23 protein-coding genes, 1 tRNA gene and 2 pseudogenes are annotated in these 23,249 nt (G+C 32.4%); 12 read left to right on the top strand and 14 right to left on the bottom strand.

What is annotated here, in order from left to right; genetic code table 11:
* Positions 1–81 precede the first annotated feature (81 nt).
* Positions 82–1,728, bottom strand: a complete 1,647-nt coding sequence (gene pheT, locus METFODRAFT_RS00605) for a phenylalanine--tRNA ligase subunit beta (protein ID WP_007043563.1) — start codon at positions 1,726–1,728, stop codon at positions 82–84.
* Positions 1,729–2,189: 461 nt separating this feature from the next.
* Here pheT and cbiM point away from each other — a divergent pair, with 461 nt between their 5' ends.
* Genes cbiM through cbiQ form a run of 3 tightly spaced genes read left to right on the top strand, consistent with a single transcriptional unit; the run spans position 2,190 to position 3,994 of the window.
* Positions 2,190–2,822 carry a cobalt transporter CbiM gene (cbiM, locus tag METFODRAFT_RS00600; RefSeq protein WP_007043562.1) on the top strand — a complete coding sequence of 211 codons (633 nt, stop codon included), beginning with the start codon at positions 2,190–2,192 and terminating at the stop codon, positions 2,820–2,822.
* Between the two features lie 28 nt (positions 2,823–2,850).
* A complete protein-coding gene (locus METFODRAFT_RS00595) occupies positions 2,851–3,165 on the top strand; it encodes a PDGLE domain-containing protein (protein WP_007043561.1) in 315 nt (104 codons plus the stop codon).
* Positions 3,166–3,223: 58 nt separating this feature from the next.
* The gene (gene cbiQ / locus METFODRAFT_RS00590; protein ID WP_007043560.1) at positions 3,224–3,994 is read left to right on the top strand and encodes a cobalt ECF transporter T component CbiQ; all 771 of its coding nucleotides are present in this window, start codon (positions 3,224–3,226) and stop codon (positions 3,992–3,994) included.
* Positions 3,995–3,998: 4 nt separating this feature from the next.
* Here cbiQ and thiI read toward each other — a convergent pair whose 3' ends face one another.
* Positions 3,999–5,123: a tRNA uracil 4-sulfurtransferase ThiI gene (gene thiI / locus METFODRAFT_RS00585; protein WP_007043559.1), complete on the bottom strand. Its 1,125-nt coding sequence runs from the start codon at positions 5,121–5,123 to the stop codon at positions 3,999–4,001.
* A gap of 56 nt (positions 5,124–5,179) precedes the next feature.
* Entirely contained in the window at positions 5,180–6,208 is a 1,029-nt protein-coding gene (locus METFODRAFT_RS00580) for a hypothetical protein (RefSeq protein ID WP_007043558.1), read from the bottom strand.
* Between the two features lie 180 nt (positions 6,209–6,388).
* On the opposite strand from METFODRAFT_RS00580, the gene cgi121 reads away from it, so the two are divergent.
* Together cgi121 and hisD are read left to right on the top strand one after the other, a co-directional pair.
* Positions 6,389–6,826: a KEOPS complex subunit Cgi121 gene (gene cgi121, locus METFODRAFT_RS00575; RefSeq protein ID WP_007043557.1), complete on the top strand. Its 438-nt coding sequence runs from the start codon at positions 6,389–6,391 to the stop codon at positions 6,824–6,826.
* A gap of 165 nt (positions 6,827–6,991) precedes the next feature.
* Positions 6,992–8,269, top strand: a complete 1,278-nt coding sequence (gene hisD, locus METFODRAFT_RS00570) for a histidinol dehydrogenase (RefSeq protein ID WP_007043556.1) — start codon at positions 6,992–6,994, stop codon at positions 8,267–8,269.
* Between the two features lie 35 nt (positions 8,270–8,304).
* Here hisD and METFODRAFT_RS00565 read toward each other — a convergent pair whose 3' ends face one another.
* From METFODRAFT_RS00565 to METFODRAFT_RS00535, 8 genes and pseudogenes are all read right to left on the bottom strand, one after another.
* Positions 8,305–8,706, bottom strand: coding sequence for a pyridoxamine 5'-phosphate oxidase family protein (locus METFODRAFT_RS00565; protein WP_007043555.1), 402 nt, complete (start codon positions 8,704–8,706; stop codon positions 8,305–8,307).
* Positions 8,707–8,764: 58 nt separating this feature from the next.
* On the bottom strand, positions 8,765–9,793 hold the full coding sequence (locus METFODRAFT_RS00560) for a branched-chain amino acid ABC transporter permease (RefSeq protein WP_007043554.1): 1,029 nt from the start codon (positions 9,791–9,793) through the stop codon (positions 8,765–8,767).
* 20 nt (positions 9,794–9,813) lie between these two features.
* Entirely contained in the window at positions 9,814–10,725 is a 912-nt protein-coding gene (locus METFODRAFT_RS00555; RefSeq protein ID WP_007043553.1) for a branched-chain amino acid ABC transporter permease, read from the bottom strand.
* A 54-nt stretch (positions 10,726–10,779) separates the two neighbouring features.
* Positions 10,780–11,493: an ATP-binding cassette domain-containing protein gene (locus METFODRAFT_RS00550; RefSeq protein ID WP_173361545.1), complete on the bottom strand. Its 714-nt coding sequence runs from the start codon at positions 11,491–11,493 to the stop codon at positions 10,780–10,782.
* Positions 11,494–11,518: 25 nt separating this feature from the next.
* Positions 11,519–12,279, bottom strand: a pseudogene (locus tag METFODRAFT_RS00545) (ABC transporter ATP-binding protein).
* A gap of 59 nt (positions 12,280–12,338) precedes the next feature.
* The gene (locus METFODRAFT_RS11110) at positions 12,339–12,638 is read right to left on the bottom strand and encodes a hypothetical protein (protein WP_052322758.1); all 300 of its coding nucleotides are present in this window, start codon (positions 12,636–12,638) and stop codon (positions 12,339–12,341) included.
* Positions 12,617–12,844, bottom strand: a complete 228-nt coding sequence (locus tag METFODRAFT_RS11105) for an ornithine cyclodeaminase/mu-crystallin (RefSeq protein ID WP_007043548.1) — start codon at positions 12,842–12,844, stop codon at positions 12,617–12,619. The genes METFODRAFT_RS11110 and METFODRAFT_RS11105 overlap by 22 nt, the downstream gene beginning before the upstream one ends.
* A gap of 95 nt (positions 12,845–12,939) precedes the next feature.
* Positions 12,940–14,217 (bottom strand): ABC transporter substrate-binding protein, encoded by a 1,278-nt coding sequence (locus METFODRAFT_RS00535; RefSeq protein WP_007043547.1) that lies wholly within the window; start codon positions 14,215–14,217, stop codon positions 12,940–12,942.
* 388 nt (positions 14,218–14,605) lie between these two features.
* On the opposite strand from METFODRAFT_RS00535, the gene METFODRAFT_RS00530 reads away from it, so the two are divergent.
* The 5 genes from METFODRAFT_RS00530 (at position 14,606) to METFODRAFT_RS00510 (ending at position 20,896) form a co-directional block, all read left to right on the top strand.
* Positions 14,606–17,680 (top strand): DEAD/DEAH box helicase, encoded by a 3,075-nt coding sequence (locus METFODRAFT_RS00530; protein WP_007043546.1) that lies wholly within the window; start codon positions 14,606–14,608, stop codon positions 17,678–17,680.
* Positions 17,681–17,707: 27 nt separating this feature from the next.
* The gene (locus METFODRAFT_RS00525; RefSeq protein WP_007043545.1) at positions 17,708–18,805 is read left to right on the top strand and encodes a GTPase; all 1,098 of its coding nucleotides are present in this window, start codon (positions 17,708–17,710) and stop codon (positions 18,803–18,805) included.
* A gap of 43 nt (positions 18,806–18,848) precedes the next feature.
* On the top strand, positions 18,849–20,054 hold the full coding sequence (locus METFODRAFT_RS00520; RefSeq protein WP_007043544.1) for a flippase: 1,206 nt from the start codon (positions 18,849–18,851) through the stop codon (positions 20,052–20,054).
* Positions 20,055–20,075: 21 nt separating this feature from the next.
* Entirely contained in the window at positions 20,076–20,732 is a 657-nt protein-coding gene (gene aroD / locus METFODRAFT_RS00515) for a type I 3-dehydroquinate dehydratase (protein ID WP_048115167.1), read from the top strand.
* Positions 20,733–20,822: 90 nt separating this feature from the next.
* Positions 20,823–20,896: transfer RNA gene (locus METFODRAFT_RS00510), tRNA-Ala, on the top strand.
* Positions 20,897–20,953: 57 nt separating this feature from the next.
* On the opposite strand, the gene ecnA is transcribed toward METFODRAFT_RS00510, so the two are convergent.
* The 3 genes from ecnA to METFODRAFT_RS10995 form a co-directional block, all read right to left on the bottom strand.
* Complete coding sequence (gene ecnA / locus METFODRAFT_RS00505) at positions 20,954–21,529, bottom strand: calcium-activated nuclease EcnA (protein WP_007043542.1); 576 nt, start codon at positions 21,527–21,529, stop codon at positions 20,954–20,956.
* 75 nt (positions 21,530–21,604) lie between these two features.
* Positions 21,605–21,796, bottom strand: a complete 192-nt coding sequence (locus METFODRAFT_RS00500; protein ID WP_007043541.1) for a hypothetical protein — start codon at positions 21,794–21,796, stop codon at positions 21,605–21,607.
* Between the two features lie 74 nt (positions 21,797–21,870).
* Entirely contained in the window at positions 21,871–22,440 is a 570-nt protein-coding gene (locus tag METFODRAFT_RS10995) for a hypothetical protein (RefSeq protein WP_083820818.1), read from the bottom strand.
* On the opposite strand from METFODRAFT_RS10995, the gene METFODRAFT_RS11230 reads away from it, so the two are divergent.
* The gene (locus tag METFODRAFT_RS11230) at positions 22,412–22,678 is read left to right on the top strand and encodes a hypothetical protein (RefSeq protein ID WP_245528851.1); all 267 of its coding nucleotides are present in this window, start codon (positions 22,412–22,414) and stop codon (positions 22,676–22,678) included. The genes METFODRAFT_RS10995 and METFODRAFT_RS11230 overlap by 29 nt on opposite strands.
* Before the next feature lie 261 nt (positions 22,679–22,939).
* Positions 22,940–23,249: pseudogene (locus METFODRAFT_RS00490) on the top strand (hypothetical protein); the annotation flags it as partial.

The following is a 23,249-nucleotide window of genomic DNA, read 5'->3' as shown; positions in this document are numbered from 1 at the left end:
CCTTTTTTGTATCTTATTTAAACCGTTTCAAGTTCAATTAATTAATAGTCCATTAAATAATTCTATAAAAAATATAAAAATTTATTCGATCTCAATCTCAAAACCAACTATCGGATGCTCTAAATCAAAATTAAGAATAACCTCTGGATGGATTTCTCCAAAGCATCCAATACCCTTCCCATTAGATATTATTTTTGCACATCTTCCATCTATAAATGAAGGATGCTTATAACTTTCAAGTTCATAGTTGATTTTCAATTCCCTTAAAAGTGCCTCAACATAACTTTTTATTTCATTGAAATTTGCAGTTGGGTGAATAACGACTCCAGCAATCTTCTTTATGGTTCTCCCCCTTGTCTCAAAGTTCTCATCTATAACCACACAATCTCCAATTTCAAATATTCTTTGCGGGAGTTCTTTGTGCTTGTTTATTCTTAATGTTTCTAACAATAAAGGCAATATCGATGTTCTAACAACCCTATGCTCAACTGATGCAGGCTTTAAAACCTCAATATAATCCTTTTCATCAACATCCAACCTCATATTTTCAAATAGTATCTTTTGATTTGAGAGTGTTAAGTTTACAACCTCATAAAAGTCCAATCCAATCATAATTTCTCTTATAAAATCACATTTTTTCTCTAATTTATTAACTTCTCCAATTGTTCCAATAATTGGATACTCTCCTGTAAATTTATCATAACCGTAGTTTATTGCTACTTCTTCAGCAAAATCAACTTCATGCAATATGTCAACTCTATAAGGAGGAATAAATATCTTTAACCTTCCATTTTCATAAATTGAGTCCATTCTTCCCTTCCTAAGGCATGAGACAATTTCCCCAACATTTAAATTTAATCCCAAGGTTTTGTTTATAAATTCTGGAGTTGTTTCTTTAATCTTTGGTTCTAAGTTAGGATAGGTTATTTTTTCATCCTTGTATATTACCTCAGTTTTGAATATTGTTCCCCCCCTATCTGCAAGTGCAGTTACTATGATGTTCAAGGTATTTTCAACTGCGTTTTTATCAGTTCCAGTAACATCAATCAATAAGTTCCTTGTTTCTGTTGTGACTTTTGTTAGAATTCCGTTGATTATTGGAGGCATTGATAAGACATTGCCATTTTTATCCAAAATTATTGGAAATCTATCATTTATTAAGTGGGCATATTTTATACCCTTTTCATGCTTCTCTAAAATCTCTTTTGGAGTCATCTCTTCCTCAGCATTTAAAGGAATGAATTTTATCCCATCTTCATCCACTTCCTTGTAGTAAAATGGTGATTCAACCTTATCGGCATCGTGAATACCAATTGCCACCTTTTTTCTGTCCCTTCCAATAGTCCAATGTAATTTTTCCTGCAAGTTTATTATACTCTCCAAAACAGCATCATCAATTTGCACATTCTTAACCAATGCAAAGGCAATATACGGCCTTGTTTTAACATCTTCAACATAAATCTTTATATCACTCTCATAAACATCGTATCTTTTTAATCCAGTTTCTATTCCAATAAAACCCCTAAATCCTCTTGCTAATCCTTCAACACTTAAGTAATCAGGCCTATTGGGGTTTATTGAAAATTGAACGACTTTTTCACAATCTTCCTTAAAAATCTCTTCTACTTCAACACCCATCATAGGAAACTTTTCCTCTATAAATGCATCAGATAAGTCCATATTGACCAATCTTTCCAAATCTGATTTTTTAACATTTATTGTTGGCATTATTTCACCCTTACATTTGTATATGGTGTTTACAAGTTATTCGAGTGTGAATAGGGGAATATAAATAGTTGTTTTGCAAATTTTTCCTTATACTCCTAACTTAAACTTAATCTATTATGGTGTTGGAGTATATAAGCATTTATAGATTTCCACAATCGTTCTGCGAGTACGTTATCAATTGTTTAACACATTCTAACAAATGGTGGAAAATGGAATATAACCCTACAATTTACAAACTTAATAACTTTTATTAATTTAATAATTTTTTTGATTAAATAGTAACAATTACCTCATAATTTTTTTAAAAATTTAGTATTATTTGAATAATACCTATAATCAAGTAATATTCCAAATTATTACAAAAAATTTTATAGAAAATTATAAATATGAAATATCAATATTAGGTATTACTGTATTACTAAACCATTCACAAGTGTGAAATAGTAAAAAAAGGTGAAACTATGCACATACCAGATGGATTTATGCCACTATGGGAATGTGGTATTTTTTGGTTGATATCTTTGGCATTTATTGCGATGTCCTTGAAATGGGCATCAAAAGAACTTGATGAGAAAAAAGTTCCATTGTTCGCTGCTTTAGCAGCAGGTATATTCGCTATTCAAGCAATGAACATGCCAATTCCATGGGGAACAAGTGGTCACATGGTTGGTGGTGCTTTAACAAGCATTATCTTTGATAGCCCATGGGCTGGAGTTCTAATGTTGACATTGGTTTTAATTGTTCAAGGTGTTTTCTTCGCTGATGGTGGATTGTTGGTTATGGGGGCAAATATCTTCAACATGGGAATTGTTTGTTCTTTTGTAGGTTACTATGTATTTAAAGCATTGAAAAATGTTGGAACTCCAGTTGCTGCATTCATTGCAGGATGGACTGGATTGTTCTTATCTGCAATAGTATGTGCAATAGAGATGGCAATTGCTGGAACATTCCCATTGGACAAAGGGCTCTACTACATGGGTCTCTACCACGCGTGTATTGGAATAATTGAAGGGGCAATAACAGCAATAGTCATTGCCTATCTTTCAAATGTAAAACCTGAGGTAATTGGGGCAAAATCAACAGTTAGTGAATAAAATCATCTATTAAATAAGGTGATATTAAATGGACAATAAAAAAATCCTAATGTATGGATTGGTAATATCTTTGGTAATTGGTATTTTGGCACCGTTTTTAGCATCTCCAAATCCAGATGGATTGGAAAGTGCAGCAGAAAAGATTGTAAATGAGAAAGCCCTTCACCACAACCTTCAACAAATTGGACTTGAAGAGGAGGGAACAGTCATCCCATCCCCAATGCCTGACTACGCTATCGAGGGCATGGATAAAGTTGGAGAAATTATAGCAATGATTGTCGGAATTTTAATAATGTTGGCAGTTGCTTATGGGGTAACTGTTACTATCGCAAGGAAAAACTAAAGTTTTATATTTCTCTATTACTATTTTTTGTAATAAATTTTTATAATTTGGTGATTTTATGCACATCTCATTGTCTTCACTTGAGAAGGAAAATTTTAAAGAGAGTATAATCCACAAAATGGATGCGAGAGTTAAGTTGATCTTAACGCTTTTAATTATTTTCTATATAACAGCGTACAACAGTATATTTGCAATACTTTTAGTTGAAATTTATTTGATATTTTTGATAGTATTATCAAAATTGTCATTAATTTACACATTTAAAAGAATTGCTTTAATATTGCCATTTGGAGGAACTATTGCATTATTTCAACCATTTATTAAGGGAAAAACTGTTATTTATTATTTATTTGGAATCCCAATATACCAGGAAGGATTGACGTTTGGGATGTTGCTATTTCTGAAGGTTTTAGTTAGTGTTACGAGTATAGTTCTCCTATCATCCACAACACCGATGTATGAGATCATAAATGCAGGGAGGAAGTTGGGACTTCCAAAGATTATGGCTATGCTTTTGGGGTTGATGGTGAGATATTTGTTTGTGATGTATGATGTTCTTGAAAATACAATAAAAGCACAAAAATCAAGGGGATTTAATAGAAAAAACCTATCTTACAAAAAAATACTCCATATATTTGGCTACACTGTTGGGAATTTGTTTTTGAGATCTTATGAGCAAGGAGAAAAAACATACCTTGCAATGTTGTCGAGATGTTATTCAAATGGATCAGATTTATTCCCCTACAAAAAAAAGATTGGGGTTGAAGATCTTACAATGATGCTGGTAACTGTAATTGTTTTAGTTTTGGCAAATTTTTGTTTTAATTAAACTATCATTTTATATTTTTTAATTTTCTTTCAATTTCTCTAATTTTTTCAATATCTGCTTTTGTTATTGGATATTTTGGAACTGCAAAACATCTAATCTCTTTACTTGTTGAAACCTCAAAAGTTCCTATTTTTTTTGCTATCTCTATTATTTCATTTTTATCCATTCCAATCAGAGGCCTTAAAATTGGTAATTCAGTTCCCTCACTTATGGCCCTTAAGTTCTTTAGGGTTTGAGATGCCACTTGCCCTAAATTATCCCCTGTAACGATGGCATCACAACCCAAATCCTTTGCATATTTCTCTGCTATTTTTAACATAGTTCTCTTACAGAAAATGCAGGTATATTCTTCCTTATTGAGTTTTTCAAGTTTTTCCTTTATATCTTTCAATTCATCCTTGAAGTCCTTCACCACAAACCTTAAATCACAATCATAATCACTTAAAATCTCTGCAAGATTTCTAACTTTTTTAAGTCCATCTTCCGATAACTTCAAATGTAACAACGTGGCGTTGCATCCCCTTCTTACCATTAAATATGTAGCAACAGAACTATCGATACCATCAGACATTAAAACCAATACATTCCCCTGAGTTCCAACTGGCAACCCACCAATACCTTCAATTCTTTTTGTGAAAACAAATGCCTTATCCTTTAAAACCTCTATTTCAACAAGTATATCTGGATTTTTTAAATCAACTTTTAATCCAAATGCCCCCATAATTTTCTCTCCAACAATGCTATTTATTTCAGGAGATGTCAATGGGAAGTATTTTTGAACCCTCTGCGTTTTTACTGCAAAAGTTATCTCATCCTTATCAATGGATTTTAACTCATCCTTAACAACCTTCTTTGCAATTTTTACAATATTGCCTATATCCAACTTACACTCAATACATGGACTAAATGAACTTATTCCAGGAACTTTTTTTAGCAATTCAAGAGTTTTTTCAAAATCTTCCTTATTAACCTCTACTAATAACCTTGTGTGCAATATACTAACATCTGGATGTATATCATATTTTTGAAGGAGTTTTCTTATACTCTTTGCAAGGAATTCTTCAAATCTCTTCCTTGTTTGTTTTGATTTTGTTCCTATTTCACCATATCTAACAATAATCTTTTCCAAAAATACCACCTACTAAATGTTATTTTTAAAATGTTATTTTTAAATATTAATTGCCTCTACAGTAAGGCAAATATAATCTCAATGAATATCAAAGCAACTATTGTTCCCTCCAATATTAGATTGTAGTACTCAACCATATGCTCTTTAAGTATTGAATAGATATCATTTATCATCTCCAACTTTTTCTCCACCCTTTTTATCCAATCTGGAACATAGAATATCTCACATAATGTTTCATACAACTCAGCATAATACCTATCTCCATATAATATCAAAACACTCTCAACAGCATCTAAATATGAGATATATGAGATTCTTTGAGCATAGACCTCCTTTGAAACCTTTCTCAACCTGAAATACCCCAACTTGTTCAATTCCAATTGGAGAAGGTATTTTATCCTCTCACTTAATATATAATCAAAAACCCTCAAATTCAAAACCCTAACGCATGCTAACTCAACAATGTCCACTTCCTCCCAAAAATCCTCATTCTTATCTAAAATAACTCCGTTATCCCAATCCAAAATAATCAAATCCTTATCAGAATATTTTAATTTATTTTCAAGGAGTTCCTCAATATACTCCTCTGGAACATCTTCATACTGCCCCCTCAACAACCTACCAAGAATTTTTTTGTTATTTTGCACAAACTCATCTGGATTATCATAATCACTAAAGCAAAATACAGTATAACTCTCCAAAAACTTTTCAATGTTGTATTTTTTTACATGGTCTTCTGCCTCACAGCAGAGTTCTTCCTTTAACTCAAAAATATCTAATAATTCCTTATTTCTAAATTCCTTTGTAATTTCTACAATAATATTCATCTCATAAACTTTTACAATGATTTCCTTATTTTCCTCAGTAATTCTTTCTAATAAACTATATGTTGGGAGAAACTCCTCATAACTAAGTGTTTTTTTAGTTCTTAAGGACATTATTTGTCCTGAATCAATACCTTTCTTCAACCTACCAACGAGGATTTGGACAATCTTTCCACTTAACTTATTTGTAAATGAATCAGAAGAATTTTTTATCCTTACAACCCTTTGCCTTTGAAAACTTCTATTAGGCAAATAAATCACCAATCTTATAGCTATATAAAAATAATAAAACAACAAGAAAATATTAAAAACATTAAGAACGTATAAAACCCACAATAATAAATAAATATGTACTAAGTGTTATCTATGGGAAATAGTTATAAATACCTTTCGAAATTAGCATTATTTGTATAAAATTTATTTTTTTAGTAGGTGGAAGTTATGATAATAAAAGGAGTAAAAAACGCCAAAATAAATCAAGATATCTTCAAGTTAAAATTACCTTTTCAAATACTAAATGCGGAGTTAATTGCAACAAAAAAACATATTCTTCATGCAATAAATCAAGCAAAAACTAAAAAAAATATTACCAACTCATTTTGGATGGAGATTTTGGTAAGAGCATCAGCACAGAGACAAATAACAAATGCCATAAAACTCTTCGGAGCAAAAGACGGAAATATTTGCGTAGTTTGCGAGAATGAGGAGATTTTGAGCAAGGTTTTAGAAATCATTGGTGGAGAAGTGGATGATAGTGTTTTAGAATTAAATGAGGAAAAGGAAAAAAAGATAAGAGAAGTATTTGATATTAAAGGTTTTGGTAATGTTGTTGAAAGAGTTTGCGAAAAGATTGCCATCATGGAATTAAAAAAAGAATAACAATTTTCTATACCTCTGAGCGAAGCGTCTTGAAATCTTTGGTTTCAAAATCCCTCGCTTACACTCGAGAAGGAGGCATTCCCTTTGGATGCAACTTTTTTAAAAGTTGCGTTGGGAGGATTTGTGAGAAGATTGCCTTCATGAATTAAAAAAATAGGTGAAATCATGATAATTAAAAGAATTAGGGATTTAATGGAAGAAGAAAGGAGCAAAATTATCAACAGAAATAAGATGAACCTTGAAAACATCATTCCAACAGTTCAGGAAATTTTAAAGAACGTTAGGGAAAAAGGTGATGAGGCATTAAGATACTACACAAAAAAATTTGATGGCGTAGATATTGAAGATTTTAAAGTTAGTAAAGAAGAGATAGAAAACGCATACAACAAAATTGACTATAAGGTCATAGAGGCAATAGAAAAGGCATCAGAGAACATCAAGGAATTCCATGAGATGCAACTAAAAAACCTAAAAGAATGGGAAATGGAAAAGAATGGCATTAAAGCAGGGCAGATTTTAAGATCCATAGAGAATGTTGGATGTTATGTGCCTGGAGGTAGGGCATTTTATCCTTCAACGGTTTTAATGACTGTTATTCCTGCAAAGGTTGCTGGATGTGAAAAAGTAGTTATAACCTCCCCCCCAACAAAAGAGGGCGAAGGAAATCCTGCAACATTGGTTGCTGGGGATATAGCAAAGGCTGATGAGATGTATAAGGTTGGAGGATCTCAGGCAATAGGGGCAATGGCTTATGGAACTGAAACAATCCCAAAGGTTGATATTATTGTGGGGCCTGGGAATGTTTTTGTAACTGCAGCAAAGAAGTTGGTTTATGGTGATGTTGCTATTGACTTCCCTGCAGGACCTTCTGAGGTTTTGATAATTGCAGATGAAAATGCTAATGAAGAATATATAGCATTGGACTTCTTAGCCCAGGCAGAGCATGATCCAAATGCCCCTTGTATAATAACAACAACATCTATGGAAAAGGCAAATAGCATAAAAAATAAAATCATTGAGGAGATGGAAAAAGCAGAGAGAAGAGATATTATTGAGAAGGCATTGGAAAACTCTGCAATACTTGTTGGAGATTTAAATGAATGTATAGAGTTCTCAAACGAATATGCCCCAGAACATTTGGAAATCATAACCAAAAATCCAAGAGAAGTTTTAAAGAAAATTAAGCATGCTGGAAGTATATTCTTGGGGGAGTATGCTCCAGTTCCAGTTGGAGATTACGCAAGTGGAACAAACCACGTTTTACCAACCTCTGCATGTGCAAGAATGTATTCTGGGTTAAGTGTTGAGACATTCCTAAAAAAGCCAACAATTCAAGAATTAACAAAAGAAGGATTAAAAAATATAGCAGATATTGTAATCACATTGGCAGAGGCAGAAGGTTTATATGGACATGCTGAGGCGGTTAGAAGAAGAGTTAAATAATATGGCATTGGCATATGAACATTTATTAGTTTTATTTATTCGTCTTTTGCTATTAATTTTCCAGCGTCTTCCCCAGATTTTACATTGTATATTTCTTTTATTTTTATTACAACTGCTCCTTTTGGGACTCTTCCAAACTGTGCATCTATCTCTTTTGCAATTTCAAACCATTTTCCTTCTGTGTGGTATTCTGCAATTCCTTTGTATTGGAATGGATGTTCTTTACAATCTGATGTTGCAAAAGCCACATTTGGATTTTCTTTAATATTCTTTAAGGTCTTATGCATAAAGTTATCACATATTACAACAGTTTCATCATCAACCACTTTAAGAGCCCTCATAGGAGCAACATTTGGTATTCCATCTTTTGTGGCGGTTGTAAGAAATACAATTGATTCATTTATTGATTTTTTCATTTCTTCTGTGAGTTTCACCATAAATATCACCACTTGTGTTATAGTGTATTTTCGATATTTTCACGGGTTTCATTATTTTCTATTGATTTTGCATAAACTTTTTTATTGGTTTTGTCAGTATTGGTTTTTCAGGAATTAGACCAGATGGCTTGTAGTAGAGGATAAGAAGCATTAAAACCCCAAATAGTATATAGGATAACCAAACTGGTTCAAATGGAATGCCTAAAGCTTCCTTTAAATCATACTTATAGACATCCAATAGGACTTTGACTATAACATAACATAAAACTCCTAAGGCAACTCCTTTGTTATTCCCTTTTCCTCCCAATAAGACCATTAAGAATGGGAAGAATGTCCATTCGACCCTTGTAAATGCATTTGCAACGATATTTACCGTATATAGTGAATACAAAGCCCCAGCAATTGCACCGATTGCAGAACCAATAGCAACAGTCTTTATCCTCAACTTCATTATATTTCTACCAAATGCTTTAACCGTATCTTCATTCTCTCTCATCGCCCTCAAAACTCTACCATAAGGAGTATTTAGCAATCTCTCAAAGAACAAATAGATTAAGAAGGCAATAGCCAAAACTATTCCTGTAAACACCCAGCCCCTATACTCACCAGAAACAAATGCTAAGATATCAGGTGTTGAAATTCCATAATATCCACCAATTATATTTAGATTATAAGTGCATACTAAAAGCACAGCCTCGCTTATAGCTAATAATGTAATCCCTAAATAATCCTCTTTTAACTTAGCACTTGGTAGGATAAAGATTGCTCCAACGATAAAGCCAAGGATTGAAGCCAATATTATAGCCAATACCAATATTCCAATTCCAACTATTGGATTTGAGGCAATTAAATCATTTATCATAGATGTTGCATAAGTGCTTCCTGTAATAAAGTCCCCTCCAATGCCGAAATATAATATTAGTAATCTGTTTAAAATCCCTCCAACTGCAATAGCTCCAACCAACACTGATAAAGCTTTACCAAAGTTTGGAATACCTGCATAACCAAATTCCATGTTTAAGGATAATGAAACAATATAATAAAGCCCAAACCACAACAAAATCATAGGTATTAGTTCAATAATCATTTTTTCACCCCAAAGTTAAATTATGAAGTAAAAAGCAGTTTCTTAACCTTCTTCCAATCAACTCCAGTAATTCCATAAGGGGCTATTAATAATGTTGCTATCATTATTACTAAGGAAATGACTTTTCCATATACTAAAAATCCAGTCCCAAATACTGATGATAGGTAATAGGTTATTAAACTCTCAGATATTCCAATGACATATCCTCCAATTAATGCCCCACTTATATGCCTCAACCCTCCAACAATACTTGCTGCAAAGATTGAGATAATAATTAATCCCCCTGTAGCTGGAACAATCTCTTGCATAAAAGGTAAAAGCCCCCCAGCAACTCCAGCTAAAGCTCCAGAGAGAATCCAAGAAAACAACCTTGTTTTTTCTACATCAATCCCCATTGTTTGAGCAAGGGAAGAATTTTCCATTGAAGCCCTCAATGCAATACCAAACTTTGTTTTATACAATAGGAGATAAAGCCCAATTAATAGCAAAATAATAACAAACGTTGAAACAAACAAAATTCCTTTAAATCCAAATGCTGTAAAGTCTAAGTTTGCAAAAACGAATTTTGCTTGAGTGGAGCCAACAATTGCACTTAATATTTCAGAATAAGCCCCAATAGCTCCTAACAATATTAAATCAACTGCCAATGTAGCAATCATTAAAATCTCTACAGAAGCTCCCCTCTTTATCAATGGTTTTAGAGCCAAATATGTGACTAAACCTACAACTGCCCCAACAACAAATAAAACTGGAAGAGACAGATAAGGACTAATGCCAAACAGTTTCAATAAAGTCAAAGCCACATAACTCCCAACTATTGCATAACTCCCCTGGGCAAAGTTTGGAACATTTGTTGTTATATAAGTTAGAGTTAATCCCAAGGCTAACAAAACTAAAAGGTTAGAATAAATAATCGCCCCTTCTAAAATCATTTTTTCACCTTGAAACTTTTAGTAAATTAAAAAACTTATTATAATATTTTTGGATTAAATAGCAGTTATTCCCAATGAATATTCCTTAAATTTCTCATGGTTTAATAACTCTTCTGCCGTCCCTTCAAATGCTACTCTTCCACTCACAAACATATAACCGTTATCACTAATCTCTAAAGCCCTCTTGGCATTTTGCTCAACCAACAAAATTGTTAAGTCAAAGTTGTCCCTCATTTCAATGATTTTTTCAAATATCAATTCTGCAAGTTTTGGTGATAATTGGGCAGTTGGCTCATCCAACATTAAAACTTCTGCATCTCTAACCAAAGCCATTCCCATAGCTAAGAACTGCCTCTGTCCTCCACTCAATGTTCCAGCCTTTCTCTTTAAAATATCTTTAAGTTCTGGAAATACATTTAAAGCAATTTCTATCCCCTCTTTAACTTTATCTTTATCTAATACATAGCCAGCAATCTTTAAGTTTTCTTCAACAGTTAAATTAGCAAATACATTATTTGTTTGTGGTAAATAAGCAATTTTCATTCTTGCTTTTATATGTGGGGGGAGTTTTGCTATATCTTTTCCTTTAAACTCTATCTCTCCAGAATATATCTTTGTTAAACCAAACAAGGTTTTTAAAAATGTAGATTTTCCACTCCCATTTGGGCCTACAACAGTTGTGATTTTCCCTTTTTCTATTTTTGCATCTACGTCAAATAATATCTGTAATTTTCCATAACCAGCGTTTAGATTTTTTACTTTTATCATGTTCATCACCAACAAATCAAATGGATTATTCTCCAATGTAAATTTCAACAACTTTTGGGTCTGATAAAACCTTTTTAATCCCCTCCCCTCCTCTACCTTCAGCAATAATTTGCCCATTAAACATAACATATAAATGATCTATATAGTTCAAAACAATATCCAATCTATGCTCAATAATTAAAAATGTAATACCTTTTTCTTTCAATTCAAGGACATGGTTGAATATATCATGGGCTAAACCTGGGGCTACTCCTGCTATTGGCTCATCCATAACAATCATTTTTGGATTAGTCATTAAAGCCCTTCCAATCTCAACAAGCTTCATCTGCCCTCCACTAAGCTCTCCTGCCTTTCTATCATGCAGATGAGATAATTTTAAAAATTCCAATACTTTAAAAGCTTTTTCAACCATTTCTTCTTCTTTTGGAATCCATTTTTTATAAAATAGGGCATTTAAAGGATTCTCTCCTGGATTAATTTCCCCTATTAACAAATTTTCAAGAACAGTCATCTCTTTTAAAGGTTGTGGTGTTTGAAAAGCTCTAACAATTCCGTAATGGTAGAGTTCTGCTGGTTCTTTGTTTGTGATGTCTTTATTTTCAAAATAAACTTTTCCCTCATCTGCCTTTAAAAATCCAGTAATAACATTTATCAGTGTAGATTTTCCACTCCCATTTGGACCTATAATAAGGTGACATCTCCTTTATTTACACTTATAGATACTCCATCCAAAGCTTTAAACTCACCAAAATATTTTACAATATTTTCTGTCCTCAAAATCTCCATCGTATCCCCCAAAAACTCACTACATCTAAAATCATTACAAATTTTATATATACTTTACGTTAAACAACTCTAACAAGTTCCACCCTATTTCTAATTCCAAGTTTTTGAGCTTCTAAATACAACCTATGGGCTACAGCCACATCTTGTATTGCCAATCCTGTTGAATCAAAGATTGTTATTTCATTATCTTTTTCTCTTCCATTTTTCTTCCCTACAATTATTTCGCCTATTTCTCCGTAGATGTTTTCTTTTGTTATTTCATTATTTGATATTGGAACATTTATTTCTCCACTATGCATTGTCTGTTCATAACAATCTACAACAATTTTATCTGCCTTTAACAACACTGTAGTTTCCAACTCTCTCTTACCTGGGCATCTGCTCCAATTGCATTTATATACAAGCCTTCTTTTACCCATTCACCTTTAATTATTGGCTCTCTTACAGGCATTTCTACAAGTCCTAAACCTTTTTCTTTAAATGCTAATTCTACAACATCTAAGATTTTTTTGATATCAAATAGCCTTTCTACATCCTCATATTTTAGTATTAATGTCTCGAACATAATAACCCCATCATTAATTGTTAATCCTTAAAACAACCTGAAAATAAAAAAATAAAAATAACTGAAATGATTAAAAAATAAAACAAAAATTAAATTTATTTATTTATCCAATTAATCTTTCCAGTCTTGTAGTCCCAGATTCCTACCAATTTCCAGCCATCTTCAGTTACAGCATGGATTCCATAGTCTCCACTTGCTCTATCATTCCATTCATTTAAGTAAATGTCTCCAGTAACTGGCTTAGATCCAAATTCATCTTTAGTATATTTAACAGTATTTTCTTTAATTAACTTAACTAATAAGTCAGCGTCGTATTTTCCAGTTTCATTTAACATCTCAGCATAGGAAATAGCTCCAACCCATAAGGCATCATAAGACACTAAAGCATATTGTCTTGGTTTTTCTCCATATCCTCTCTTCTTATATTCTTCTGCTAATTTCTTTGCTTCATCACTGACTCCATAGAACTCAGTTGAATATAACCCAATTTTCATTGCTTTGTCTTTTGCTTCTTTTACAACCTTCTCACTGTCAACGATTCCGTCTGAACCAAACCACTTGTATTTTAACAATGGTGAGTTACCATCTATTTGTGATAATAAGGTTGCTAATTCCTCAAATCCTATAGATAACACAGCAGTTGTCTTTGGATCTTTTCCTTGGAGTTTGTTTTCCAATGTCTGGATGTATGGGCTCCAGTCACTTGGTTCAGGAGTTGAAGGATATTCAATTTCATCAACAATATTTATTCCCTCTTTCTTTAAGTTTTCAACAGCAGCTTTTTCCAATCCTTTACCCCATGCATCTCCCCTATATATTACAACAACATCTTTAATACCCATATCTTTTATTTCCCCTGCAATTGCTTTTCCTTGGAATTCATCGTTTGGAACAAATCTAAAGACGTATTTTTTATCTTCTGGTTTAGTGAAACCAATCATTATTGGAATAGCAGTTGAACTTGGGGATATAATAACCATCTTGTTAGAAGTTACATAGTTTTTGATATTTTTAACTTCACTACTTGACATTGGACCAATTATTAAGTTAATGCCTTTTGCTTTTAATGATTGAACTTTTTGAAGTGCAATTGATGGATTTGTCTGAGTATCTTCAACATAAAGTTCAACTTTGTATGGCATTCCTTTTTCTTCAAAATATTTGTTTATCCCATCTTTTCCAATTTCTAAGGTTTTCTTTATATCATTACCATCAGATGATAAAGGTCCTGATAAATCAGTCAAAACTCCTATTTTTATTACATTATCTGTTGCTGAGGTTCCAGTTTCTGCTTCCTGGGTTTTGTTGGTACATCCAGAAAACGCGGTTACTATAGCAACCGCAAATATTAAAGCAAGTAACTTTTTCCACATAAAACGTCACCCCCAAAACAAAATTTTGGTTTATGTAGTCGTTCTGCAAAGTATTTTTAATAACCTTCAAATTTGAATACGATGCCGACAAAAACCTCTAAATTGAAATTTGAGGCAATAATTCATACATACTTTGCAGAACGACCCTATGCACACTACAAGTTCTGGAAGGAAGGAGATTTCCGCCCATTAAGTATTTACAAGAACTCAGGTATATATATTTTTCGGTGACTTTAAAATATATAACAATTTAAATTATTTAATTGTACCTATTTGTGAATTTTATCGGTATGTATTGGATGTTTAGATGTAGTCATTAGGCTTATTCTAAATAGAGTAAAATAATTTTCCCAAATTTACGTTATTATCTTAATATAAAGTTGGTGAGATGATGCAAAACCATAATCATGTCTTTGAAGTTTTAAGGGAAAATGGAATAAAAGAACTCCGGCCTCCACAAAAGAAGGTTGTTGAAAGAGGATTATTGGATAAAGACAAAAATTTTTTAATTTGTATCCCAACAGCAAGTGGAAAAACCCTAATTGGAGAAATGGTACTAATAAACCATCTTTTGGATGAAAACAAAACCCCTACAAATAAAAAAGGTTTATTCATAGTGCCTTTAAAGGCATTGGCAAGTGAAAAATATGATGAATTCAGGAGGAAATATGAAAAATATGGCTTAAAAGTAGCGTTATCTATTGGAGATTATGATGAAAAGGAGTATTTATCCAAATACAACATCATCATAACCACTGCGGAAAAATTGGATTCCCTTATGAGGCATAATATAGATTGGCTTGACTATGTTTATGTTGCTATTGTTGATGAAATCCACATGATAAATGATGAAAAAAGAGGAGGGACGTTGGAGGTTTTATTAACAAAATTAAAAAATTTGAATGTGCAGATAGTTGGTTTATCTGCAACAATTGGGAATCCTGAGGAGTTGGCAGAGTGGCTCAATGCTGAACTCGTTATAGATAATTGGAGGCCTGTTGAGTTGAGAAAAGGTATTTTTTTCCAAAATAAAATTATTTATTCAGATAGGGAATGCAAAGAACTGCCAAATTTTTCGAATAATCAAATGCTAAATTTGGTTTTGGATTGTGTTAAAGAGGGGGGTTGTTGCTTAATATTCTGCAATTCTAAGAATGGGGCTGTTAATGAAGCAAAAAAACTGAATTTAAAGAAATATTTGTCAAACAATGAAAAATATGAACTGCAAAAATTAAGGGATGAGATTTTATCAATCTTAGAACCTCCAACAGAAACATGCAAGGCGTTGGCAGAATGTGTGGAGAAGGGTGTTGCCTTCCACCATGCGGGTTTAACTTACGAGCATAGAAAAATTGTTGAAGAGGGATTTAGGAACAAATTAATAAAAGTTATTTGTTGCACACCTACACTCTGTTTAAATGCAAATACTGAAATACTGCAAGAGAGCGGATTTAGAAAGATTACAGAACTGAATAAGAATGAAAAGATCTTTGCGTTGTGTGGAAATAAAATAAAACCAGTGGATGGATGGAAAGTTCATAAAACCCCACAACATCCATACAACATTGTTGTAAAAACAAAAAATGGATTGGAAATTACCACAACCCCAAATCATATGTTTTTAGTTAAAGAAGGAAAAGAACTTTGTGAAAAAGAAGCAAAGGACTTAAAAGTTGGGGATTATGTGGCAACTGTTGATAAGATAAGAATTGAGGAGAAAGACATTGATTTATCCCATGGAGATCTTTATTTCATTGGATACTTCAATGATTCTGAACTTCACAAAAAACACTTTTTAAAAAATATAGAAAGAGGGATTCCTCATCATAAGTACTTAAAAAAACCAAGAAAAATATTTAATGAATTAAATATTGATGCGTTTTACAACCTTCCATTGGAAAAGTTATCATACTTTATTGCAGGGTTGTTTGATGGTGGTGGGTACATTAATTACAACAAAAAGAAAATAGAATTCTCTTCAACATCAGAAAATTTGGTTAAAAAATTACAATTGGCATTATTGAGGTTTGGAGTACATAGTTCAATCAGAAAAAGAAGAAGGGCTATAAAATCACCAATAAATAGTAAGGAATACAAAAAAAGGGGCATTTATAAACTAATAATCAGTGATTTTATAAGTGTAAAAAGATTTTATGAAAATATTCCACTTAAGCATAAGGAAAGAAGAAAATTGAAACAGATTGTAAAAAGTAAGAAAATAGGTAAAATATGGTGTGAATGTTATGATGAAGACATTTATTGGGATAGAATTAAGGAAATTAAAAAGATAAAGGTAAATGACAAATATGCCTACGACATAGAACTGCCTGATGATGGAAGTAATAGCCATTACATTGTGGCAAATGGATTTATAGTACATAACTCTGCGGGGATAAATTTACCTTGCAGGAGGGCAATTGTAAGGGATTTAATGAGATTCTCTGATGGAAGGATGAGGCCAATTCCAATTATGGAAATCTATCAATGCATTGGAAGGGCAGGAAGACCTGGATTGGATCCCTATGGGGAGGGTATTATATTTGTTAAGAATGAAAAGGATTTGGAAAGAGCAGAGATGTATTTGGAAGGAAAACCAGAATATATATACTCAAAACTCTCAAATCAGGGGGTTTTAAGAACCCAACTGTTGGGAATGATTGCCACAAGGGAGATTGAGAATGAGTTTGATTTGATATCATTTATAAAAAACACCTTCTATGCCCATCAATATGGAAATTTGGGAGGAGTTTTGAGAAATATAAAAGAAGTTATTGATTTTTTGGAGGAGAATGAGTTTATAGTTGATTATTTCCCAACAAAATTAGGAAAGAGGATCTCTGAATTGTATATAGATCCACTAAGTGCAAAGATAATAATTGACGGATTAAATGAGATGGAAAATGTTGGTAACGAGGAGTTGTATTATTTATATTTAATCTCAAAGACCATTGAAATGATGCCGTTGTTGAGGGTTAGTGGTTTTGAGGAGTTGGATTTAATCTTAGAGATGGAAGAGGCGGGAATTTATGATAAAACCTATGATAGTTTAGAGGCATTTAAAAATGCGAAGATGCTTTATGATTGGATTAATGAAGTTCCAGAGGAAGAAATACTAAAAAAATATAAAATTGAACCAGGGATTTTAAGATATAAGGTTGAGCAGGCAAAGTGGATGATATATTCAACGAAAGAAATTGCAAAATTATTAAATAAGGATATAGATACGTTATCGAAATTGGAGATTAGGTTGGAGCATGGAGCAAAAGAAGACATCCTTGAACTTCTAAAAATCAAACATGTTGGTAGAATTAGGGCAAGGAAATTGTATGACGCAGGAATTAGGAGCGTTGAAGATATAACAAAAAATCCAAAGAAAATTGCATCATTGTTGGGAGAAAAGATAGCAAAGAAAATTTTGGAAGAGTTGGGAGTGAAGTTTGGGCAACAGACACTACAATTTTAATTTCTAATTTCATTTGTAGGTGAAAATATGAGATACAAAAAAGTTCCAGTTAAGAAGATTGTCAATAAGATTATAGATGAATGTGATGTTATTTTATTGGTTTTAGATGCCAGGGATCCGGAGACAACAAGAAATAGAGAATTGGAAGAGAAGATAAAGAAAATGAACAAAGAATTGATTTATGTTTTAAATAAGGCGGATTTGGTTCCAAAGGAGGTTTTAGAAAAATGGGAGGAAAAATTAGAAAATGCAGTATTTGTAAGTGCAAAGCATAGAATGGGGACAAAGATACTTAGGGATAAGATAAAGGAACACCTAAAAAAGAACAACATAAAAGAAGGTAAGGTTGGGGTCGTTGGTTATCCAAATGTAGGCAAATCCTCCATAATAAATGCATTAACAGGAAAGAGGAGTGCGTTAACTGGTTCTTTGGCAGGATTAACAAAAGGAGAGCAGTGGATTAGATTAACGAAAAATATAAAGTTGTTAGACACCCCGGGAGTTTTGGAGATGAAAGATGAGGATGAATTAATAATTTCTGGGGCTTTGAGGCTTGAAAAGGCAGAGAACTTAATCTCTCCAGCATTGAAGGTATTGAGGAGGTTGCATGATTTTGACAAAACCATCATCTCAAACTACTATGGTGTTGAGGTTGATGAGATAGATGGGGAGTTGCTTAAAAAAATTGGAAAAAAACTAAAATATTTAAAGAAGGGGAATGAGGTTGATTTAGATAGAACTGCAAGGAGTATAATAAAGGATTTTCAAGATGGAAAATTAAACTACTACAATGTAAGAATAAAAAAATATGGACAAGAAAGGCGAAGAAATATAGAATTTATAACAAAATATCTAAAAGATTTTCCATTTATTGATGATGCGAAGATGGTAGTTAATTATTTGAGTGATTTTGAAGAATTGGGGAGGTTAAAAACAAAACCAATTTTAGGGGAAGAGACTATTAATGGAACTACTCTTGTTATTTCCTTTGGAGAAAAAACTGTTGATGCTGGAAGAAAAAAGGTTGAAGAATATGCAAAAGAACACAACATAGAACTTTATTCAAAATTTGGTGATAAGATAGGAAGAAATAGGATTTTTATTGGAGTGGGGACAAAACTTTAAAGTAGACTGATGCAAAATAAAAATTTTATTGTTTGGTGGAATAATGGGGTTAAAAAAGGACAGTTTTTATATCCTGTTAGCCAATATTTATTCAAAGGGATGTGCTTATGTGTTTTTCTTTTTAATGGCGTATTTGTTGGGAACAGAAGGTTTTGGGGTTTTGAGAGGAACATTGCCAATAATGGACACATTAACGATATTTTTTTGCTCCGGCATTCCTCCCGCAATGGCAAAGTTTATTGCAGAGGATGAGAATTTCTCACTCTCTAAGTATATCCCAACACTAAAAATTATGCTGCTGTTTTCTCTGTTTGGGGGGATTTTTGTTTTGTTTTTGAGATATGTCTTAGGGGGAGGGTATGCAGATATTCCTACTCATGTGTATTATGCATTATCGTTGGCGTTACCTTTTGCTGCATTTATCTCATGGTCGAGGGGAATTTTGCAGGGAACCTTGCATATAAAGGAGTTATCATTAACATGGGTTTTTGAATATACTTCAAAAATAATATTTTCAGTTGTTTTTGCTGTAATGTTTGGTGTTTTTGGAGCAATACTGTCCATATCAACTGCCTACTTCATTGGTGGGGTTTCTGGAATGTATTTTATAAACAAATCACTTGGAATTTGGCAAAAATCAAAGTTTAATAAAAATTTTCAATTTAAGATTCTCTCATACGCTGTGCCAATAGCATTGGGTACAGCATCATACAGATTAATGGGAGATATTGATAGTATTGTAATTATGTCGTTGTTGGGGGCATATTCCAATGGTATTTATGGTTATGCCTCTCTATTATCAAGGGGTGTGTTTCTATTTGCATCTTCTATAGCAATCCCCCTACTTCCAAGAATTGCTAAAACAAAGGATAAAAAATATATAAAAAAAGCGGTTTTACTAAATATATTACTTTCATTACCCTTTGTTGCTTTATGCATTGCATTTCCAGATGAACTTTTGTATCTTTTTTTCCATGTTAAAAATCCAGAAGCATCAATATCCTTAGAAATCCTCTCAATTTCTGCCATGTTTATGAGTATCTACTCCATACTCTCCTCAGCACTGCAGGGGTTTGGATATGCTAAAATATCCTTGTATATAATCTTAATTGGAATTGTATTGAATTTCTCACTTAATTACATTTTAATTGGAAAATTTGGCATTGTTGGTGGTGCAATTTCAACGTTGATATCCTCTTTTATTATTTTAGTGATAATAATAAGGGCAATACTATCAATCAATACTTAAAAAATGCATTTGGTGAAAAATATGATATGTATTCCCATTGTTGATAACAACATAGGTACTGCATTAAAAAATGCTAAAAAAGCATTAGAAGTGGCAGATATTGTTGAGTTTAGGGTGGATATGTTAAAAGAAGTTGATGAAAGTGTTATTGAGGAGATGGCAAAGTTTCCTTGCATAATAACAGTTAGAGCATATTGGGAAGGAGGATTTTGGAAAAAAAGCAATGATGAGAGAATAAAACTAATAAAAAAGGCAATAGAATGCAATGCAAAATTTGTAGATATTGAGTTGAGAGAGGAGAAGAATAAAGAACTCGTGAAGTTTAGGGATGAGATAGGTTCAAAAACAAAAATAATTATTTCTTACCATGATTTTGAAAAAACTCCATCTTATGAGGAGTTAATAAAAATTGTTGAAGATGGGTTAAAAATTGGAGATATTACAAAGTTTGCAGTCATGGCAAGAGGTAAAGAAGATGTTTTAAAAGTTTTGAATGTAATTAACAAGTATGAAGGAGAGATAATAGGCATCGCTATGGGAGAGGAAGGAAAATTGACGAGAATCTTAGGGGTTCATTTTGGCTCTATCTTAACTTTTGCTTCTATGGAAGGAAAAGCATCCGCTCCTGGACAAATTGATGTCAAAAAATTGAAAGAGATCTGGGAACTTATCTTATAAGATTATGCGTTTGGAAAACTCATTTTTTATTCATATTCAACTTCGAAAATTTTATATATGGGTTATATTAATTATCTTAATACCTATCGTGGGCTGGTAGCTCAGACTGGGAGAGCGCCGCATTGGCTGTGCGGAGGCCGCGGGTTCAAATCCCGCCCAGTCCACTATTTTTATATTAGTTAAATCCTCACGTTTTGATGAATCCCCTATTCCACTATTTTTTAATTGTTACTCCAATTCCATAAACCTCTCCTATAAATTTTTGCCTCTTTTTCAATGTTTATAAATTCTTCCTTTAACTCAAAATTACTGATGTAAACTCTTGCATATCCATATTTAAGTAATTCTTCATTGAAATTTATATTGTTTATGAATATATAAGCCAAATATCTTCCGTATTTATCTTTTTTAGGTGCTTTTTTATCAAAAACCACTATTACAGTTTTATTTTCAAGATTTCTCTTTGCAAAATCTGTCGCTTTGTGTCCCCATAGTTTCAAATAAGTTATGTTGGTTATTGGTGTATTTTCATCTACAAAGTATTCGTAGGGATTATTTTTCCTATAGGTTTCTGGAGTATCAACACCAAGGAGCCTTATTTTGTATTTAGTCCCATTCTCTGCAACAACATAAACCGTGTCTCCATCAACTACCTTAACGACTTTCCCATAAAAATGTTCATGAGTTTGTATAAAACTATCTTTAAAACCATCATTGTTATTGTAGTTATTAAATCCAATGCATCCACTCAATAAAATAAAAAACAACATTAAAATTGGATATACCTTAGTTTTCATAGCATCTCACCAATAAAACAATATTTCAACTTACCATAATGGGTTTCTAAATAAACACTGTCAGATAATGTAATTTTAGTTGGATTTATGCATTATTAGTATTGGTAGTACCAATATTGTAAGTATAATTGCAAATACTGGAATTGGAGTCTTTACTGGAGTGTTTGGAGGGTCTGCCCCTATTTTGTCAATAATGTAGTCATTCATCCTCGAAATAACTTTGTTAAGTTGACTTTTGTTATTTCCATCTATTCCACTAAATACCAAACTACCACTTCCAATTGGAATATCTGCGGATATTACTTTATTACCATCACTATTAAATTCAATAGTCGGTTATATCAACTAGAAGTGAACCAGTCTGAAGAGTTAGAAGAACTTGTCCAATTATATACTCCACTACCGGGTGGGTAAAATATTACATCCTGACCAATAACAGTATTCGCCCCTTCCCATCCAATCCATTGAGTATGATCGTTCACATCGTTTCTACCATCGTAAGCAACCATATTATTATTATTATTATTATTATTATTATTATTATTATTATTATTATTATTATTATTATTATTATTATTATTATTATTATTATTATTAGTGGTATAATAAAATGGATAACCTGCGGGATTCACCCAGGTTGCACCATTTTCTATCACTGATTTTATGTCCTTTAATAATATTAGTGATTCATCCCTTCCAATGAGATTGTCTCCATTTCTATCGTAACTTTTAGGAAATAGGACAGATTCTCCATGAGTATTTATAATAACACTTTCTTGTGCCTTACTTGACTGATAGTGTGATTTAACACTATTAAAATTAAGACCAAAAAATAGAAATAGGTAGTACTTAAATAACTCGTTAAAAAACGGTGCATCTCCTATGCTAGCAGCACTTAATAATATACTCACTAATTCTATAAATAGTTTAGGATTTAACTGTTCGGAGGAGTTATCTAAGTTCGCACAAGTTAGAACGCTAACGCCGATAAAAACTATCAAAGCATTTTCAGAGTATGTCTCGGGAATTCACAGAACGACTATCGTTAAAAACCTACAAAAACTATCAGAAAATGAGTTTTGTTTGTATACTCAACTATCCAACCTTCCCGATATTTTGATGACAATAGATTTAAATACACTGCAATAATCGATTCAACGCTACTAAGGAGATGGAGTAAAAGGTTTATGGTTGCAATATTCGATATAACTACATCGAAAGACATAGCAAACCATATCAAGAGCAGATAAACTGCTGTATTTATCACGAAAAAAGGGATATATTCGATTTACACTACAATAAACCACTTGGCAAAAATCCACAGACATATTCATCGAAATTATTAGATTCTTAACTCATATAGATATCGGGACGGTCGTAGGAGACACTTTTGTAACGACAAAGAAAATTATGAAGGAATCTAAAGAATTGGGAATGGAATATATTGGTAAACTTAGGAAAAACCTGATAGTTGAATATTTCGGTAAGAAGGTTAAGGTAGAAGGACTATTTAAGAGGGATTTCGAGAAAGAAAAGCTTAAATTAAGGACTATTAAAGGGATAAAGTTTAAATTGTCCAAGAAAGTAGTTAATATTCCAAATGTTGGGAAAGTTAAAATCGTTGGAGTGTTAATGGAAGGGCAGAGGAAAGTTAAATATTTGGTCTCGACAAACTATAAAAAGAAGGCTGAGAATATTATAAACGAGTATTTAAAAAGAT

Source organism: Methanotorris formicicus Mc-S-70, from assembly GCF_000243455.1.
Classification (GTDB): Archaea; AGJL01; Methanococci; order Methanococcales; family Methanococcaceae; genus Methanotorris; species Methanotorris formicicus.
Note: the sequence above shows the minus strand (reverse complement) of the source record. Positions and strands in the feature narration are given on the sequence as shown.